Raw genomic sequence first — 19,774 nt, forward strand, 5'->3', positions numbered from 1 at the left:
CACCTCCAGGGTAAGCCGCTACGCCTGTGCTTTATTTGCCATCCTTAATTGTCATTTTTTTCAGTTGGGGCGTCGCTCTTGCCGATGGAATTACGCATTTGTGTATCCGACTCCAGGTTTTTAAGATTCAAATAATCCATGACGCCGATTTTTCCGTTTTTGAGCGCTTCAGCCATAGCTACTGGTACTTGCGATTCGGATTCTACGACCTTCGCCCGCATTTCTACTACGCGCGCCTTCATCTCCTGCTCCTGTGCAACTGCCATTGCCCGGCGTTCCTCCGCTTTCGCTTGGGCAATCCGTTTGTCAGCCTCCGCTTGCTCGGTTTGAAGATGGGCACCAATATTTTTACCTACATCAACATCTGCAATATCAATGGACAAAATTTCGAATGCTGTTCCAGCATCAAGCCCTTTGCCGAGTACGGTGCGGGAAATCATGTCCGGGTTTTCAAGAACGTCTTTATGCGAATTTGATGAACCAACCGTCGTAACGATACCTTCCCCGACACGAGCAATAATAGTCTCTTCACCGGCACCACCGACAAGTCGCTCAATGTTGGCACGTACCGTAACACGCGCTTTAACTTTAACCTCAATACCGTCCTTCGCTACTGCCGCAACCGTCGGCGTCTCAATGACGCGCGGATTAACACTCATTTGTACCGCTTGAAGCACATCTCGTCCAGCTAGATCAATGGCTGCCGCACGCTCAAATACGAGCGGGATATTGGCACGCTGTGCCGCAATCAATGCATTGACAACGCGGTCAACGTTACCGCCTGCAAGAAAATGGCTTTCCAGCTGATTAATATTCAATCCAAGGCCGGCTTTCGTAGCCTTAATGAGCGGATTAACAATCCGGCTCGGGACAACTCGGCGCAAGCGCATGGCAACGAGCGTAATAATACCGATACGAACACCCGACGCAAGTGCAGAAATCCAGAGCATAATTGGAAAAAAGCTCAGGAATACGGACAACGCAATAATAACAATAACCGCTAAAATCAATATAGATACAACCGGATCCAGACCCATTTATAAATACCTCCATTGCTTTAGTTAAGCGCTGATTCGCGCTTATGTTATGCTTTCATTATCTCTTTCACAACGACCCAAGTGCCTTCCGCTTTGATGACGACAACAGATGCCCCAGTTGAAATAAACTCACCTGACGTTACGACATCAATCCGCTTATCGCCAATTTGTACCGTCCCGGCAGGTCTTAGCGGAGTAAGCGTAACTCCCTCAAGTCCCATTAGGCTGTCTTTCTCATCCGCGGATACATAGCCCTCTTCCTTCGTCAGCTTATCGCGAAGAATGAATTTATTCCAAATGCCTCTATGTCTATATTTTCTGAAAATATAATACATCACAAGAACAGCTACAACGAGTGCTGTGACGAGCGAGATAAATGCCGTCATCGGATCCGATGCTGCGGTAATCACACCAGCAACGAGTGCTGCGCCGCCTAGCAGTCCCAAAATGCCGAAGCTTGGAACAAATACTTCAATAATAAGTAAGGCCAAGCCGATAACGAACAGCACAATTGACTCCATGCCTGCAAATCCGGCAACATAATGACCGAAGAAATACAAGCTGAAAGAAATGATGCCTAGAATGCCCGGCACACCAAAGCCTGGCATTAGAAGCTCAACTACGATGCCCGCAATACCAAGGATGAGCAGCACAGTCATCACATACGGATTAACGAGCCAGCGTGATACCTTCTCCGCGAGCGATGGCTCAAACGAAATAAGCTGCTTCTGATCAAGCTTCAGCCATGTAATAGCTTCCCCTACAGAAGCTGCTATATGCTCTGCGTAGCCGCTAGCCAGCGCCTCGTCGGCGGATAGGGATAATATTTCTCCTGCCGGCTTCTCTATGCCTGCTTTCGGCAAGCTGACCGCCACTGTCGTATCCACCATGGCAGCTGCAATATTCGCATCTCGTCCATTCAGCTTTGCAGCCTCCATCATCGTCTTCGTCCAATAGGAGATGATCTTCGGGTTATCAATCAGCTCACCTTCGCCATTAACGACAGCCGCTGCGCCAATTGTGCTCCCCGGCTCCATTACAATATTTTGCGCATTGAGCGCAATATACGTACCTGCCGACACCGCCTTGCCTTCAATATAGGCAGTTGTAGGAATTGCGCTTTTGCGGATGACCTCCCCGATCTCCTCTGCGCTGGTTACTTCTCCGCCGAACGTGTTAATAACGAGAACGACACGTTCCGCTTTTGCTTCGGCCGCTTCTTTGTAAGCGCGCTCCAAAAAGGATTTAAGCCCGCTCTCAATCGTCTGTTTGACGGGAACAATGTAGACCGCTCCACCAGCCTCATCCGCAGCAAGCTGCTGTGCCTTTACAGGCTGCATACCGACCAGCAAACCGCTGCCTAAGGCGACAACCAATGCTGAAAAAACAGCTAATTTCGCCCAGAAAGCGGTTTGGCGCCATTTTTTTATATTCAACCTTCCACCCCTCCTTTATATCCATTATATTCGTTATTACGATGGATTACCCTGAAACGTTGCAAAATAAGCTTAAATAGCTTACACCAACTTACGCCAGCTGATCTTTCTAATAAGAAAACACACATTTTTTTATCCGCATCCACCTATGAATGACTGCATCAAGCGCAAACGGCTGTCGTCTAAAAAGCAAAAAACACCCCTCGGAAGGGATGTTTTCGTCCGAACATATCGTTATTGCAGAAATTGTTGTACGAGCTGATTTACTAGTTTACCGTCAGCGCGCCCTTTTGTTTTAGGCAACAAGGCGCCCATGACTTTCCCCATCTCGGCTTTGGAAGAAGCACCGAGTTCATGGATGGTCTGCGTTACTATCGCTTTTATCTCTTCTTCGGTCAGCTGCGTGGGAAGGTATTGACTAATAATTTCAATTTCTGCGTTAAGACCTGTTACCAGATCCTCACGGCCGGCTTTGCTAAATTCTTGGAGGGAATCTTTACGTTGTTTGATTTCACGACTTAGAATATCAAGCATTTCACTGTCGTCCAAAGGACGCTTCAAATCAATTTCCAAGTTTTTAGCTGACGCACGCATCATACGAATGGTTGTAAGCCGGAACTTGTCCTGATTCCTCATGGCCTGCTTCATATCGTCGTTCAATCTTTCGCTCAGGTTCATTATACTAAGAGCCTCCTAAAACTTTCTCTTACGAGCAGCCTCGGACTTCTTCTTACGCTTTACACTCGGCTTTTCATAATGTTTGCGTTTCTTAACCTCAGCCAACACGCCATCTTTAGCGATAGAACGTTTAAAGCGGCGAAGTGCAGAGTCAATGGTTTCATTTTTCTTAACCTTAGTTTCAGACACAAGTTTTCCCTCCCTCCGAAACAGACCGTCCAGAGCATTAAACACGGTTTATCAAACTCCATTATAAGTCAAAACAAAATACAGTGTCAACTCACTAATTTCACTCGTAAACAATGCCAAATCCGTTTTTCAAAATATCGTAGAACATCATATAAGTATCCCCATTTGTCAGCTCTTTTACATTGAGTATTTGACCAATGATTTCCTCGCTAATCCAGCCACGGGAAATGAGATCCTTAAGCGCCGTTTCTCTCGTCGTATCGAGCCCAGCCGTCAGTGCCAGCATATAGGCCGCCTGCTCCAATGTCAAGGGGCCAGTCAATAAATCCCTCATATCCTTGAGCGCACCGTCAGGAAAACCGGAGAACTGGTCAGGATGCGCTTTTTTGAGCGTTCTAAGCTTGTTCAAATAGCGCCCAATGCTCATCGAGCCATCAAGGTCCCATGCCTCATTTGAATAGCTTCCAGATGTCATATACATGCTGGCCGCTGTCACAAGACCTTTATAGTCCTTGTGCTTCATGTAAGCAGGCTGTTCGAACTTCTCATACGTCAAGTCCATGCCCTGCTTAACGAGCTTCTTGCGCAGCTTGCTGATGAGCTCCTTCGATTGGGACAGCTCTCTGACCGTGATGTCGTTGCTAATGGCAAGGCTCGCCGCCGCTCCTGCAGCTTCTGCCGTCGCCATGCCTAACGGGATGACCCTTGCGCTGCCATGAGGAATGGTGTCAAAGCTGGCTGAGCGTCCGACTACAAGCAGCCCATCGACTTTAAGTGGAACTAAGCTGCGGAAAGGAACGCCATATTGCATCGGGCTTAGCATAATGGTTCCCACATCGCTGTAGTTAATGCTTTGAATATCCACATCGTAGGAGCCATAAGCGATTGCATCCCATTTATCCCGATTTTCCAGCACATCGGCCAGCGTCAGCCTGTATTCGCCATAAATATGCCTTGACTCTCTTATATACAGCTCTGATGCAGTACCCGCATAGTTCATATTGGCAAACTGTGGGTATGTCCTTTTTAAATAATCGACGATAAGCGGCGACTCTTTTTTGCCTACCTCCATGCCACGAGCTACCGAGGCGGGATCAAGCGGGTCAACATCGTATATTTGCATAGTATTAAATAACATCGTTTGATTGTTTTCCCTGCCAATATTAAGACTGCGAATTTTCACCTTCTGGGGATCGCTTGGCGGATATTTTCTGGCATCGCCAAAGCCCCAAATACTCGTGCTATCCAACCCTAAGCCTTCCAGGCCTTTAAAATTCCGCCAAGCCTCGTTCGTCACGTTATCCATTCTGAACACGAGCGTAGCCGCCATCTTTGCCTTGCCTTCGCCAATATCCTGACGCCCAATGGAGTACGGCACGCCAGCGGCGGCGGCGATATCCGCATCCTGCGAGGCATCAATGACTACTTTTGCTGCAACCTTCTCGGCCTTGCCATCCGGTTTAATAATCGACAGCCCCGTTAGCTGCATATTTGCACCGGACTGCTGCAAAATTGGCTCCATCTTCTGCACATGCATGAGCAAATCAATGTTTTGCTCCTGTTTAACCATTTTGTAAAAGACGTTGGCTGCCGTATGTGTATCGACCGAGCTGCCTTCTACCTGATCAAACCACTCCTGAAATAACCCTTCATTCAAAAACTTCGATTTGTGCAAATAGCGATAATACCACGGCTGATTTGGGGAATAATTCAAATCGAGCGTATTCAGCCCGCCCAGCGTCATTAATCCGCCCAAAATATCGCGGTCTCTGCCTTCAAGCAGCAGCACGCTTAGCCCATTTCTGGCTCCAGACACAGCAGCCATTATTCCTTCTGGATCGGTACCGACAACTATTAAATCATAGCTCGACTTTACGGTTTCGACCGATTCAACTTTTGTAAAGGGGGCCTGAACGCGATCAATAGATAAACGATCGGTAGAAGCTGCTTTAAATTTATATAAATAATAGCAACCGATCAGCATCAAAAAAGCGAGAGCAACGATCGTCAACACTTTATATTTCGTCTTCAACAACTAAAATAACCTCCGAATTATTAATGCCGCCAAGCAGCAAGGCTTTCATTACTAGATGAATAAACCTCATTGTCCGTAAAAAGGCAGGCTCCCGCTTCTCATTAGGAGCCAGCGTCTCATGCGAATGCTGCGCCTTTGCTTATTATTTCAAAATAGCTTCCGGATGAAGCAGCGTCCGCATATCCGTAGAAGAAGTAACGGTCAACCTCGGAACCATCATCGGGTCGGTTCCCGGCTCTGCAAAGCCGCTGCGTACGGAAAACGCCATCCGGTAACCATTTTCACGCAAATGATAAATAATCTGTGTGTTCGCCTCACCATACGGATAAGCAAAATAAGGCGAGTTAATGCCCAGCTCTTTTATCTGGTGAATATCATTCGTGATCAGACTGGCGTCTGCAAGCGAAGAATAGGCAATGCCGCAAACCGCCGTCCCTTTTTTGTGTAGATCATAGGTGTGGCTGTGATAATCAAATACGTCGCTCGACGCTTTCATTTCCTCCGTGGAAAGAAAGCTTGTTTTTTTCGAATCGAATGCTGCCGTCCTTTGCTGAATATGGGTTCCAACAACAAACATCGTCGCGTGAAAACCATATTTCTTCAAAATAGGATATGCATAAACAATATTGTTTTGATATCCATCATCGAACGTAATAACGACCGATTTTTCCGGCAACACACCTTCGCCATTTATATATTTCTCGAGCTGCTCCATCGTCGCTGTCTTATAGCCATTCGTGTGCAAATATTCCATCCCCTGCTCAAACGATTCCAAACTAATCATGGAATGGTTGTCCGGCTCGCTAATGTCAGCCTTTGGAGCAATGTAGTGGTACATCAATACGGGTACCCGTTCAGCATTGTCCGCCAGCGTCAACGCTTTTGCATCCAGCAGCGGCTGTTTTGCTTGCTTGTGCGTCATAATAAACGCTCGATTTTTGGCTAACTCCCAAGAGGTGCAGATTTTTTTCGTAACAACCGTACCTGGATGGGCTACTGCGGTAGCATAGGCGGCGATTAGAAGGACAAATGACAATAGGCCGGCAGCGATATATTTTCGGGAACGGGACATACAAACTCCTTTCAAAAGCCTTTATTGCATGTTCAGCTTTGCCTTATCTCGCATTTAGCGGGCCCAGCTTCTGCCCTCCGAGCAAGTGGAAATGCAAATGATACACAACTTGGCCGCCATCGCTATTCACATTGTTAATTAAACGGTAGCCAGATTCGGCAACACCCTGCTCGATCGCAATTTGACGTGCAGCTGTGAACAGCTCAGCCATTACAGCATCGTCGTCTGCTGTTACATCATTCATTGTGGCAATATGCTTTTTGGGAATGATTAAAATATGTACAGACGCTTCCGGGTTAATATCTTTAAAAGCAATGACGGTATCCGACTCATACACTTTAGTTGACGGCAATGTACCTTCGACAATTTTACAAAAAATGCAATCCATTTAAAACTCCCCCTAAATTATGTTATACAATCTTATTCCATCATAACGGAATGAGCAAAGCTCGTCCAATCCTCCTCAAATCCCTTCAGTCTTCCTATAGGAGAAAAGATGGAGCGGCATCGCTTATTGACGGCTCGCAGCTATGGCAGCCGGGCATCTGTGTGTTCGCCTATCGCTTGCTCCAGCTTATCCGCAATTTCCAGCCAGTTGGTGTAGCCATTGCCGATTTGAATGGACAAGCTTCTGCTTTCCAATGCATCTGTATTAAAACCCATTACTGCTTCCAGCTGCTTGCTGAATGCCTGCCCAAGCTTCGTCAGATAAGCCTGCTCGGCTGCCGTTAGGGCACCCTCATGACCGCCGACCTTGCCCAGCGACTGCTGTACTGCGTTAAAATAAGCTTCCAGCTTGCCGCTAGCAAACTCCGTGCCCTTATACTGATGCGCTTCCTTCAAATAACCTATCACATGATCCACATGACGAAAAGCAGCGCCAGCATTGAATTTGGCCTCATTGCGCTCCAAAAGCTCTGCTGATTTCCCCAGCTTCTCAAGCTCAGGCAATACCTCATTATAAAATGCTGCGGCGCCGATGGCGTCTGTTGTGACACGCTGCCCGGTCTCATATTTTTTTTCTTGAATGTTGGACAAATATTGCGAGTATAAAAACATATTTCCATTAAGGCTGCACACCAGCAGCACGATAGTGATTGCCAATGCAATCGGCTTTTTCTTCGGCGGTTGTTGCTCTACTGACACGCTTTCTTCCCCCTAAAGTTAAATCGCCTTACTATTTATAATTACAGCAATTGGCAACTCTTCGCCATAAAGGCGCTGCTCCATCTTCAACGAAGTCGCACCGACTGGCCGCCATCAAAAAAGAACACATGGCATTCGGCAACTTTGCGAAGCAAAACGGCCTCAAGCGCTTCCGCATAAAGCTCCAGCTGAAACCGATGGCGCTCCGCGGCCTCCTCCCATTGCTGATTAATGATCCGATCCGTTTTATAATCAACCAGCACCAATCCATGCTGATCCTCAAATACGCAGTCCACCACGCCTTGAATTAAAATCTGCTCGTCCTTTGCTTCGTCAGCAACGGAAGGGTGCACCCGCGAGGCAGACAGCATGCAGCTGAATGGCACCTCGCGTTTGACCTCACCAGCTGCAAGCAGGCGCAAGCCGAGGGGGCTTGCGAAAAAAGCCGCAATGCTCTTGGCATCAATAACCTCCGCCTGGCGCGGTGTCAAGAGCTTGCGCTCTACCATGCCGTGGACCGTCTTCATCACGACGTCCCCGTCAACTGTGGCATGAAGCGGTATATGCTGCATGACAAGGTGATTGACAGAGCCTTTCTCCGCCGCTGTAAGTGAAATCTGCTCCATAAACCGCGGACGGCGCAAACGGAAGGACCCTCTAGGAGCTCGCTGTAGGTCCATGCTATTATTCGCTTCACCTTGCTCACTTGCGACAACCGTGTCAAACAAAGGAGCGGCTTCGTGGTCAGTAAGAGCTTCACCATGAAGACGCTTGATCTCAGTAACAGACGTTTTGGCAGGCAAAAGTGTTGCAGCTAGCTGAGAATAATGAAAATCCATTCGCTCGCATAGCTCGCTGTCCTGCTCCTCCGGCTGCAGCTCTAGCTGCGCCAGCGAAAGAACGCCTTGCAGCCGCAGCTCCCTCTCCTCAAGACCCTCATTTGGCTGGAGAGCTGCTGCTGCTTCACTGCTGAATAATGCCGCTGCAACAAAGCCTGCTCGCCATTCCATTCTTGTCATGCCGGTTAGCTGATTTATTTCCTCTGTATCCTGCTTCTCAAAGCTTGATGCGGCGAGCGGTCCAAGCCAATCTAAAAAAGTCGATGCCGATGCCAGTTTAAAATCTGGTATGCTGCCGCTTGCATCAACAGCTGCCAGCCAGCCCGGCAGCTTCTTAGCTGCATCTGAAACCGTACCGACCAGAAACATTTTTTCCTTTGGACGGGTGAGAGCCACATATAAAATCCGCATTTCCTCAGCCAGCATTTCCATGCGCAGCCTGCGGCGGATGGCTAGAAATGGCAATGTCGGATAGCTGACACGCTGCTGTGGATTGACAAATCGCGGTCCAAATCCGAGCTGCTTATGGCGCAAAAAAGCACTCCGCAAATCCTGCTGGTTAAATGACTTGCCGAGACCTGCCGTAAACACGACGGGAAACTCCAGCCCTTTGCTCTTGTGGATCGACATAATACGGACGACATTTTCCTGTTCGCCGAGCGCCCTTGCCGTGCCAAGATCCCCTCCGCTATCGCGCATTCGTTCCACAAAACGCAAAAACCGGAACAAGCCCCGGAAAGAGGTGGCCTCGTAGCCGCGAGCACGGTCATGCAAGGCGCGTAAATTCGCTTGGCGCTGCGTGCCGCCAGGAAGACCGCCAGCAAAATCATAATAGGCGGTTTCACGGTAAATACGCCAAATGAGGTCAGCGAGTGCTCCCTGTCTGGCCTCGCTGCGCCAGCGCTCCAGCTGCGCGAGAAACTGGGTCAGCTTCTGGCGCAGCGCCTCTGGAAGCGTCAGGCTGCCTTCGGCAGCTAGCAGCGCTTCAAAATAGCTGACACCGGGCTTTTCAATTCTTATGAGCGCCAGCTCCTCGGCATTGAGGCCGAAAATAGGAGAGCGCAGCGTACCTGCGAGCGGGATATCCTGATACGGATTGTCAATGACACGAAGCAGGGACAATATCGTCTGCACTTCAATGGCATCAAAATAGCCGCTGCTTAGCTCGGCATAAGCAGGTACTCCATCAGCTTGCAGCTCCTCGATGATAATAGGCGCCCACTGCGATGTCGCGCGCAGCAAAATCACGATATCCCGCCATTCCAAAGGACGGCTCCGTTTGCTTTTGCCATCATAAACGCGATAGCCGCTGTCCATAAGCGATTGGATTTTACGGGCAATCAGCCGGCCTTCCAGTTGGGCTGTCTGCAAATCCTCCGCAGACTCAGCAGCATCTTGCCCCTCCTCCTCATCCTCTGGCTGTACTGTATCTTCCACAACGACAGAGCCAGCCTTATCAATGACAATCATCTCTACTTCGTATGCACCCGTTTCCTCTGCTGCTGGATAAGAAGCGCCGCATACAAGCTCTGCGCGCTGATCATAATCCATTTCGGCTACGGACTCACGCATAATGCCGCGAAATACATCATTGACGCCGTCAACTACCTCTTGTCGGCTGCGGAAGTTGCGCGCCAGATCAATGCGCAAGCCTGCTGATTGGTCATCGGAAGCAGCAGCTTGAGCTATTGACGATGCAGGAGTTGCAGCTTCTTTATCCGCTTCATCCATGCCCGAAGCGGCAGTCTGTACGGCGTAGCTTTTGTATTTATGCATAAATAGATTGGGCTCCGCAAGCCGGAAGCGGTAAATGCTTTGCTTCACATCGCCAACCATAAAACGGTTCCCCGCTCCAGGTCTTGAGATAAGCGTTACAATCGCTTCCTGCACCATATTCATGTCCTGATATTCATCAAGCAAAATTTCATCGAATTGGTTCTGGTATTCTAGCGCCGCATTTGAAGGCAAGGTCTGCTCTACGGACGAGTGTTCCGTACGCAATATACGCAGGCAATAATGCTCCAGATCGCCAAAATCAAGCAGCCCCTTCTCCCGTTTTGCTGCCTCATACCTTTTGCCAAAATCAATAATGAGCTCGCTCAGCGCTGCCATTAATGGAGCCAGCTCCCGCAGCTCCTCCAAAAACTGTTCCGGTGTCCGTCCGAACAGCTCATCGGCTAATGTGCTGAGCAGCTTTTTGGCACCATCCCGCAAATCTTTCGCCTGCTCTTGCAGTGTTTTGTCATATTCGTCGCCGCGCATCGCCTTTAACTTTCCAAATTCCACCGAATGGAACGGCTCAAACCATTGCTCCCAAGGGCTTCCGTGTACGGCAGTCTTGAGCATATGGACAAGTGCCAGATCCTCCTCGAAATTGGCAGCATAAGGCGCTGGCCCAGCAGGCTCGCGCGTTAAATCAAGCCCCTTGCGCAGCAGCGACTCCGCACCGGCAAGCGCCAGCTCCACATCGGCCCGCAAGCTGGCAACCCAGCTGCTGTGCTGAAGCTCAGCTGCATTTTGCAGATTAAAGCTTTGAGCCGTTTCACGCAGCCACGCTTCAGGCCATGGATGGCTTTGCGCGAAAGCATACAGATCCTGTACGAGCTTGTACAGCGGCTCATCGCCGCGTTCTCCGCCCAGTCGATCCGCCAGCGCCAGAAAAGCGCCGCCGTCGCCAAAATCGGCATCAGCCTCGTCATACTTTTCCTCGAAAAGCTGATCCAGCACCTCCATCCGCAGCAGCTCGCTCTCTGTCTCATTGGCGATGCGAAAGCCGGGATCAAGCCCAATCAGCGGATAATAACGGCGAATAACATCGAGACAAAAGGAATGAAGTGTCGTGATCGACGACCTGTTCATCAGTGCGAGCTGACGCCGCAAATGCTCAGATTCTGGCTGGCGATCCAGCTCCTTCTCCAGCGCTAGGCGAATCCGCTCCTTCATTTCCGCAGCTGCCGCTTTCGTAAAAGTCGCAACGAGCAAGCGGTCCACATCGGTCGAGGAAGAAATTTTGCGAATGATGCGCTCCACCAGCACAGCCGTTTTGCCAGAGCCAGCAGCAGCAGCTACAAGGATGTTGGAGCCTTCCGTTACAATGGCGCTCCACTGCTCATCGGTCCAGGTGCTGCCTTCTGGCTTAATGGCCTTTATCACTTCCGTCATCGTTGCTTTCTCCCTTCTCCAGCCGCTGCCATAGCTCTTCTGTTGAAGGCTTGCGAAGCCGCACATATTCATTGCCGTCAAACAGCGGATCGAACTGGCAAACCGCTTTATAATCACAATATTGGCACGGTATTTTTGTCCCAAGCTTGTAAGGCTCAATTGATACTTTACCGCAGCTGATTTCCGAGCCAATTCCGCTAATCGTCCTCCTGACGGAATCCCGCAAAATGTCCCACTGCTTGTCCGTTACGACCGAGGAGCTGCTGTAGAAAGCTCCATCCTTCTTAAGCGCAACAGGCAATAGCTCGGAGTGACCCGTTTCCAGCTGATTATCCATGAGGCGCACCGCCTCTGCTTCTGCCGTAACGAGCCCTCTCAGCTTGAAGCGCTTGCGCAGCTCTGCCTTGATTTTCGCTTCCGGCATTTGATTCGACATCGCAAGCAGCGGATTGTGCACGTGAAAATAAAGCACGCCTGCGGGCGATGCCTGCTTTCCAAGCCAGCCGGAAGAATGCGTCACTAATACGTCCAAATAAGTCAGCATTTGCAGGGAAAGCCCAAAGGCCACTTCCTCCAGACGCAGCTGGGTCACGCTAGACTTGTAATCCAGCACGCGCAGCAGCAGACCCTGCTCCGTATCCGCAGCGTCAACTCGGTCGATTCGTCCGATTATTTCCATGGACTGTCCATCCTGCAAAGGAATGATAAGCGGCGGCAGCGTTCCGCCTGGCCCAAAAGAAACCTCCAGACCGACTGGCTGGAACGCCGCCCGGCGGGCATGCTCACTAAGCATAATGGCCGCTTGCGCTACAATTTCCTTAAGCTTGCGGGCAATATAACGATATCGGCCGCTGCTCAGCAAAATTTGCGATTGCAGCCTCGGTGCTAGCTCGTCCACCGTATGAACCGCCGCCGCGCGGATTTCACGCTCGGAAGCCGAGCCGAAGGCGTGGCCAAGCCCTTCCTCTCCAGCCAATCGGCTGAGCGCAGCGTGAAACAGCTGTCCCACATCCGGCGCCTCCAGCCGGTTCATTTTGCGCTCGCGCAGCTTCAGCCCATGAATGGCAAAATGCTGAAAAGGGCAAGACACAAAGCGCTCCATTCTCGAGACACTCGCCCTCAAGCGCACGCCATAAAGCTGCTGTGCCGTATCAGCGGTCAACAGCTCCTCCTGATTCACATATCCAAGCGATTTCACAAGCAGCGCAAGCTTTGCCTGCCATTGCGGACGTACTGCGAACCAATTGTAAAGCTCCCACCAAAAAGGAGCAATTTCGTTGCCCTGCTTCCAAGCGCGCAGCTCTGTTATTAAGTAAGACAAAGCTCGCTCTGGGTGCTGGATATATTCCCTTTGCTCCTTTACAGACATAGCCGGCGTAGGCTCGGCCTGCACTTGCTGTATCGGCAGCCCATGAAACAGCTGTCTTACCTGCCTGATAATTTCGGATGGGAGCAGGCTTTTCCCTTCTTCATCAGCCTCTGACCAGCTCATCCACAAATGGCGGCTCGGCGTTGTGAGCGCACTATAAATCAGAAAGCGCTCATCAAGCAGCCTTCGCTTGACGCCAGGCGCCATTGCCAAGCCTTCCTCAGCCAGCCTCTCCCGCTCCTGATCCGTCAGTACGCCATCCTCTTGAAAACGCGTCGGCATGATGCCATCATTGGCTCCCAGCACATAACAGATCTGCACCTGCCCGGAACGCGTCCGATCCATGCTGCCTACCAGCACCTGATCGAGAGCAGGCGGAATGGCTCCTAATTTCAGGCTTTCCAAGCCTGTCTCCAGCATGCCAACAAATATATCAGGAGACAGCGGTTCATTACCGACGAGCTCGACCAATTGGTCAAGCAAATTCATGACCCCATCCCACAACTGGCGATGACCGCGTGAGCGCTGCACACGCCCAGCCGCACTGTCCTCCCGGCTCCAGCGCTCCAGCCGCTCCGCCGCCCCCGTTTGCTCAAGCAAGCGGTATAAAGCTTCACACATCATGGTGACATTCGAAGCCTTCTCCAGCTCTTTGCCAAACTGCTGCAAGGGCGGGACAATTACGCCCCGCGCCGCCATAACTGCTTCGAACTCCGCCTTCGCACGAATGGATGGCGTATTGGCTGCTGCATTCTGTTCTTCCTCAAGCGACTCAACAATGAATGGACGCCATCTTTTTTCATCCAGCCACTTCCAGCCGTCAATGCCCGCCGCCAAAACGAAGTTTTCCAGCCAATCAAATTGATCACGAGGAATGCTTCCATCAAGCGGAAACAGCAGCTCCGTCTTAATGCAGCGGAACACCGCCTCATAGCTCCAATTATGCAGCACCGTCTCAAGCGCCGAGCGAATGAACTCGACCAGCGGATGGTGAACGGTCGTGTGCCTCTGATCAAGGAAATAGGGGATTTCATATTCTTGAAAAATAGCTTCCATATAGTCGCTGTAATCACCCATATTCCGCACCATAACCGTCATATCACGCCAGCTCGTTCTATCCTCCCTTACCCGGCGCAGCATATCTCGCGCCAGCAGCTCCACCTCGGTTCGCCGATTTGCTGCCGCATGCAGCGACAAGCCGCATAATGGACTGGCTGCATCCAGCATAGCCGGATTTGAAAGCGCCATTTGGGTCCGGCCCCCGTAGTGACGCTCCAAATGAGCCAGCATAGGGCTGCTGCTGAATCTGCCCGCCACTGCGCCACCATCGTTTGCCGTACCTGCAAGCCCACCTAGCATAATAGGCTCCAGCATTTCAACTCCTAAGCCCTCCGCCATTTCCCTCAGCAATACATAAGCATTCGCTGTAGGATGGAACAAATCCAGCTCTCCTGGCCGCTCTCCATCCGCATAGGTTCGATTCAGCTTAAGCGTAATCGTCACCTTCTTCGCCCTGCTGATAAGCGAGCTAAGCGCGACATATTCTTTTGGCGTAAAGCCATTAAACCCATCAATCCAAATTTCCGTGTCCCGAATCGTTGAAAATTCCGACAACCCCGTTGACAGATGAGCCAAATAATCCTCCGAATCCAAATATTGCCCAGCGAGCTCGGTCTCCAGCTTCTCATATACAAGCTGCAAGTCATGCAGCTTGCGCTTCAGCAAGGCTGAGTCCTGGAGATCAGAAGCCGCCTCTTCCATGCGCTCTGCAAGCATCGCGGAATTAATGCCATAACGCTTCCATTCGGCCAACAGCTCTCCAAGACGCTCAATGAAGCCCGGCTTGCCCGCTCCATGCTCGAATAGCTCCAGCTGATTGCCTAGCCGCTGTACGATTTTGTAAAGCAGCATATTTTTGCCTTCATCGCCAATTGGAATGAGCGCTGTTCCTCCCGTTTCCTGCATGACGCGAAGAGCAAGCCTGCGAAGGCTCAGCACCTGCGCCCGAATCATTCCCTGTAAGCCGCTACCTCGAAGCAGCGTGTACTCGGACTGGAAGGTCGCCTGTTCGGGCACGAGCAAAATAAGCGGAGCCCCATCCGGGTCTGCGCTCAGCCTGTCGCGAATCGCATCATGGCAATATGTCGTTTTTCCCGCTCCCGAGCGGCCAAGCACTAATTGAAGCGGCATCATGCAGCCCTACCTTCCGTTACCGTTCTATTATCAACCATACTACCATACCCTCAGCCACTTTTCACGGCCACTTCAAACGTACGTTCTTAAATTGGTGGCAAAAAAACCTCTTGAACGAGTAAAAAGCATGCTCGCCGTTCAAGAGGTTTTTCGTTATTTGCTGCGCACCTCAAAGATGGCAAATTTCAAGTAATGCCCTTCTGTTACGCCAAGCAGCTGCGGATGATCCTTGCCTGCCGCTCGCCATTCCACAAGCCTAAGCAGCTTGCCTGCATCAGCTGCGGCCTCCTGGATCGTCTCCAGAAACAAATCAGGACGCATATGGTAGGAGCAGCTTGCCGTTACCAAATAGCCGCCTTCATTCACCAGCTTCATGCCGTGCAGGTTAATATCTTTATAGCCGCGGACAGCACCTGCTACCGCATTTTTTGTTTTGGCGAACGCTGGAGGGTCCAAAATGACAACGTCCCAGGTTTGGCCGCCTCCGCTAATCGGCTTGGACGTATCCGTGCCTGCGCGGCTGCGCTCCAGACGCTCCTCCAGCCCCTTCGTTTGCAGTCTCAAGTAATCAAAAGCGTCGGTTACAACGAATTGTACGCGATCGGTAAAGCCGTTGCGTTCCACATTGCGGCGCGCCGTATCAATGGCATGCTCGGAAATGTCCAAGCACGTCACTTTTTTCGCCCCGTATTTGCAAGCGTGCAGGGTAAAGCTGCCCGTATGCGCAAAGCATTCCAGCACCGTAGCGCCGTCCCAGTAAGGGAAGGTCACTTCTTTGCCATTTGCATTGACTGGAACGAGCTCCCCCGTTGTCTTTGCACTTGCGCTGCTATCCTCAGAAGGCTTAGGCACAAGCTTAATGCCGCTGCGCAGGCCCCAGCCCTTCATAAGCGGAGCGATGGAGGCGCGATTTTCACGCTGATCATAGAAATAGCCGGTCTTCTGGCCTTCTACGATATCAACCTCAAGCTTAAGACCATTTTCTTCGATTTCCAAAATCGGTGGACATTCCCCGTACAGCACGCCTGTGCGCTTCTCTAATCCCTCCAGCTGTCTGACGCCAACATCGCTGCGCTCATAAATGCCGCGCGGCTCAAACACCTGAATAAGCGCTTCAATGATCGCCTCGCGGTGAATGTCCATGCCCAGTGTCAGCAATTGAATGACTAGCACATCATTAAAGCGGTCAACGGTCAGACCTGGCAAAAAATCAGCTTCTCCGTACACAAGCCTGCAATCTTGATCCGGCACAAAACGGCTGCGATGCTCCTTCGCAAGCTGGAAACGCTCGCGGAAAAACGCAGCATCCATCGCCTCCAGCTGCTTATACGAAATAATACGCACCGTAATTTGCGATTTAGGATTCCAATAGCCCGTTGCTAGGTAACGTCCTTGATGACTGACTACGTCAACCAAGCCACCCGGCTCCGCGCTGCCTTCCATTTTATCAATCTCGCTTGCATATACCCATGGGTGGCCCTGCTCCAAACGTTTTTTGCGTCCGCGCTGCAGCGCTATCTTTGCTCTCGTCATTATGGCAAAACCAACCTCTCTCATGCTTGTCATGCTTGTCATGCTTGTCATGCTTTTTGCATATATGTATGGGTACATCTGTCACTCGTTTTTAGAAAAGGAGATTCAGCCCATGCTTCAATCTATTATTTTGCCGATTGCAATCGGCTTTGCACTATTCTTGAGCGGCATGAAGCTGATGGAGCTGGCGCTGCATCGCCTTGCCGGCACACAATTGAATCGTATTTTGCAGCGTTTTACCGCTACGCCCATTCACGGATTGGCGGCTGGCGCCATCTCTACTGCTTTTCTTCAGAGCAGCACAGCCGTCACCGTCATCTCTATAGGACTCGTCAATGCTGGGCTGCTCACCTTTCGGAGAACGCTTGGCATCATTCTTGGCACTAACATCGGCACCTGCCTGACGACGGAGCTGCTTGGGCTTAGCCTTGAGCGTCTTACAATGCCGCTGCTCATTTTCTCCGTCTCCGCCTGGCTGCTGACCGCACTGCTTGGGGAGCTACAGCTTATTCCCGCCTTAAGGACGGGCAATTGGCTAAACACGATTCGTTCCGCTTCCGTTGCTACGCTCGGCTTTGGCATTTTGCTCGCCGGCATGATGATGATGCAAAGCGTTGGCCCGGACATTCAGCAAAGCGCCATGTTTGACTGGTTTATGAGCAAAACGGCGGACAGCCTCTGGTGGGGGCTGGCCGCCGGTGCGGTGCTAACCGCAGCCGTGCATAGCAGCACGGCTGTCATTGCCATTATTATGGGTTTTGCCGCAATTGGAGCGATGCCGCTAGAGGTTGGCATTGCCGTTGTACTAGGCGCAAACGTAGGCACCTGCGTCACAGCACTGCTGGCCTCCATTGGCGGATCGCGCGCGGGAAAATTCGTTGCGCTCGCCCATATAACGCTGAATGTCGGAGGCGCGCTGCTGTTTATGCCGTTTGTCGGCCTGCTCGCGGAACTATCTGTCTGGCTGACCGCGGCTCCAGCAGCGCAAATTGCACATGCGCAAACGCTGTTTAATATTTTTAGCTCGCTGCTTGCGCTGCCGCTATGCTATTTGCCAATACTGCGACGGGCACAGCACCCAAACTAAACCTCTACCCCTGCACTGTAAGCTATGTAAATGGTATGCCGAGCAGCTCTAATGCGCCAGAGACGATTCGATTGTTGTTATCATAGCCGGATTGCTTCTGGCGTCTCCATGCATCAAGCGGCTCAAACCAATCCACTCCGCGAATTTCTTCTACTTGAGCTTGCAAATCGCCGCCGATGGCTTCAACCAGGTAATAGTGAACCTCTTTATCGACCGTACCATAGGTGTCATGCTGATACTGATATTTAATTTGGTCAATAGGTGCTATGATATTGCCCTGAAGCCCCGTTTCCTCAGCAATTTCCCGCAATGCGGTCTGCTCAACGGTTTCGCCTGCCTCCATCTTGCCTTTGGGAAGCGACACTTTGCCATAACGATCCTGAATAAGCTGAATTTGCAGCTTGCCTTCCTCCGTGCGGCGGTAGACGACGCCTCCTGCTGATATTTCCTTCACACCTGTTTCCCCCTTGCCTGATTGACATCATATCGCAATTGCGAAAATTCCAGCCGCTTCCTCCAAGCGAAGCCAGCGACCGAAATTCTCGCACATTGGATGGCCTTTGTTATACTCTCATTGCTTCTGCATTTGTATGAACAGCAGCTTCCTGACCCTGCTCATTATCCAGCTCCAACACAAAGCTATGCGTCTCAGAGCCGCGAAGTGCCGAAGCACCGCCTTCCAGCACTCGCACGAGCTGACCACGGCATTCATTCACGCCAGCTTCGGTTACTTTAACGCGGCACAGCTTGCCGATTAAATCCTCGGAGCCGTTGAATACAACTTGAATATAATTGTCGGAATACCCCATAACAAGCCCCGTTCCTGGTGCCCCCTTGTAGTCGCGCTCTGGAATAATATCAAGCACAGCGCCTACATACTTCTGTGCGTAAGCAAGCTGCATGCGCTCGGACAAGTCGATCAGCTTGTGGACGCGTTCATTTTTAATTTCTTCATCAACTTGATCTTCCATACGCGCTGCCGGTGTACCCGTACGTTTGGAGTAAGGGAACACGTGCATTTCCGAGAAGCCCAGCTCCTCCATAAAGCGGAAGCCTTCCTCGAACATTTCATTCGTTTCACCAGGGAATCCAACGATAACGTCCGTTGTAATGGCAACACCCGGCATAACCTCACGGATACGCTTGATTTTCGCCGCGAATTCCTCTGTCGTATATTTGCGGCGCATCCGCTTCAGCACGGAGTTTTCGCCGGCCTGCAATGGAATATGGAGATGACGGCACATTTTCGTTGAACGATTCAGTACATCAATCATCGCCTCATCAATCTGGCTTGCTTCAATCGAGCTGATACGGATACGCTCCAGCCCTTCGATATGATCCAGCTCCCACAGCAGATCGCTCAGGCGATAGTTATCCAAATCATCGCCATAGCCGCCAGTGTGAATGCCTGTAAGCACGATTTCCTTGTAGCCTGCCGCAACCAACTGCTTTGCCTGCTCAACAACGCTATGTGCATCCCGGCTGCGGGACAAGCCGCGCGACCACGGAATGATACAGAAGGTACAGAAGTTGTTGCAGCCCTCCTGAATTTTCAGAAATGCCCGCGTACGCTCGGCAAAATCCGGTACATCCAGCTCTTCAAATTCGCGCGTCTTCATAATGTTGCGAACAGCATTGACTGGCTGGCGGTCCGCATGAATTTGATCGACAAAAGTCATGATTTTCTCGCGGTCCTGCGTACCGATAACAAGATCGACGCCGGGAATCGCCATAATTTCAGCTGGAGACGTCTGCGCGTAGCAGCCTGTTACCGCTATAACGGCATCCGGGTTGCGGCGCACTGCGCGGCGAATGATTTGGCGGCTCTTCTTGTCGCCTGTATTGGTCACCGTACAGGTGTTGATTAAATAAACATCAGCGGTCGCTTCGAAATCGACCTGCTCGTAGCCTTCATTTTTGAACAGCTGCCATATCGCTTCCGTGTCGTAAAAATTCACTTTACAGCCTAATGTATAAAATGCAACCGATGGCATGTTG

The 19,774-nt window shown here is 50.9% G+C and carries 14 protein-coding genes; 1 reads left to right on the forward strand and 13 read right to left on the reverse strand.

Annotated elements, in window-relative coordinates; translation table 11 throughout:
- Nucleotides 1-44 precede the first annotated feature (44 nt).
- From floA to V5J77_RS16835, 11 genes are all read right to left on the reverse strand, one after another.
- On the reverse strand, nt 45-1,037 hold the full coding sequence (gene floA / locus V5J77_RS16785) for a flotillin-like protein FloA (protein WP_338551969.1): 993 nt from the start codon (nt 1,035-1,037) through the stop codon (nt 45-47).
- Between the two features lie 47 nt (nt 1,038-1,084).
- Nucleotides 1,085-2,473 (reverse strand): nodulation protein NfeD, encoded by a 1,389-nt coding sequence (locus tag V5J77_RS16790; protein ID WP_338551970.1) that lies wholly within the window; start codon nt 2,471-2,473, stop codon nt 1,085-1,087.
- A gap of 234 nt (nt 2,474-2,707) precedes the next feature.
- On the reverse strand, nt 2,708-3,151 hold the full coding sequence (locus tag V5J77_RS16795; RefSeq protein ID WP_046229920.1) for a GatB/YqeY domain-containing protein: 444 nt from the start codon (nt 3,149-3,151) through the stop codon (nt 2,708-2,710).
- Between the two features lie 15 nt (nt 3,152-3,166).
- Entirely contained in the window at nt 3,167-3,340 is a 174-nt protein-coding gene (gene rpsU, locus V5J77_RS16800; RefSeq protein WP_046230300.1) for a 30S ribosomal protein S21, read from the reverse strand.
- Nucleotides 3,341-3,440: 100 nt separating this feature from the next.
- Nucleotides 3,441-5,375: an FAD-dependent oxidoreductase gene (locus tag V5J77_RS16805; protein WP_338551971.1), complete on the reverse strand. Its 1,935-nt coding sequence runs from the start codon at nt 5,373-5,375 to the stop codon at nt 3,441-3,443.
- A gap of 142 nt (nt 5,376-5,517) precedes the next feature.
- On the reverse strand, nt 5,518-6,447 hold the full coding sequence (locus V5J77_RS16810; RefSeq protein ID WP_338551972.1) for a polysaccharide deacetylase family protein: 930 nt from the start codon (nt 6,445-6,447) through the stop codon (nt 5,518-5,520).
- 43 nt (nt 6,448-6,490) lie between these two features.
- Entirely contained in the window at nt 6,491-6,835 is a 345-nt protein-coding gene (locus tag V5J77_RS16815; RefSeq protein ID WP_338551973.1) for a histidine triad nucleotide-binding protein, read from the reverse strand.
- A 140-nt stretch (nt 6,836-6,975) separates the two neighbouring features.
- A complete protein-coding gene (locus V5J77_RS16820; RefSeq protein WP_338551974.1) occupies nt 6,976-7,593 on the reverse strand; it encodes a hypothetical protein in 618 nt (205 codons plus the stop codon).
- 86 nt (nt 7,594-7,679) lie between these two features.
- Entirely contained in the window at nt 7,680-11,594 is a 3,915-nt protein-coding gene (gene addA, locus V5J77_RS16825; protein WP_338556875.1) for a helicase-exonuclease AddAB subunit AddA, read from the reverse strand.
- Nucleotides 11,569-15,156 (reverse strand): helicase-exonuclease AddAB subunit AddB, encoded by a 3,588-nt coding sequence (gene addB, locus V5J77_RS16830; RefSeq protein WP_338551975.1) that lies wholly within the window; start codon nt 15,154-15,156, stop codon nt 11,569-11,571. Before addB ends, addA begins: the two co-directional genes overlap by 26 nt.
- A gap of 153 nt (nt 15,157-15,309) precedes the next feature.
- Complete coding sequence (locus V5J77_RS16835) at nt 15,310-16,689, reverse strand: class I SAM-dependent rRNA methyltransferase (RefSeq protein WP_338551976.1); 1,380 nt, start codon at nt 16,687-16,689, stop codon at nt 15,310-15,312.
- A gap of 112 nt (nt 16,690-16,801) precedes the next feature.
- On the opposite strand from V5J77_RS16835, the gene V5J77_RS16840 reads away from it, so the two are divergent.
- Nucleotides 16,802-17,776, forward strand: coding sequence for a Na/Pi symporter (locus V5J77_RS16840; RefSeq protein ID WP_338551977.1), 975 nt, complete (start codon nt 16,802-16,804; stop codon nt 17,774-17,776).
- A gap of 22 nt (nt 17,777-17,798) precedes the next feature.
- Here V5J77_RS16840 and V5J77_RS16845 read toward each other — a convergent pair whose 3' ends face one another.
- Nucleotides 17,799-18,230 (reverse strand): NUDIX domain-containing protein, encoded by a 432-nt coding sequence (locus tag V5J77_RS16845; protein ID WP_056029360.1) that lies wholly within the window; start codon nt 18,228-18,230, stop codon nt 17,799-17,801.
- Between the two features lie 109 nt (nt 18,231-18,339).
- Complete coding sequence (mtaB, locus tag V5J77_RS16850) at nt 18,340-19,770, reverse strand: tRNA (N(6)-L-threonylcarbamoyladenosine(37)-C(2))-methylthiotransferase MtaB (RefSeq protein WP_338551978.1); 1,431 nt, start codon at nt 19,768-19,770, stop codon at nt 18,340-18,342.
- Nucleotides 19,771-19,774 lie beyond the last annotated feature (4 nt).

Origin of the sequence: Paenibacillus sp. KS-LC4 (assembly GCF_036894955.1) — a bacterium.
Lineage (GTDB): Bacteria > Bacillota > Bacilli > Paenibacillales > Paenibacillaceae > Pristimantibacillus.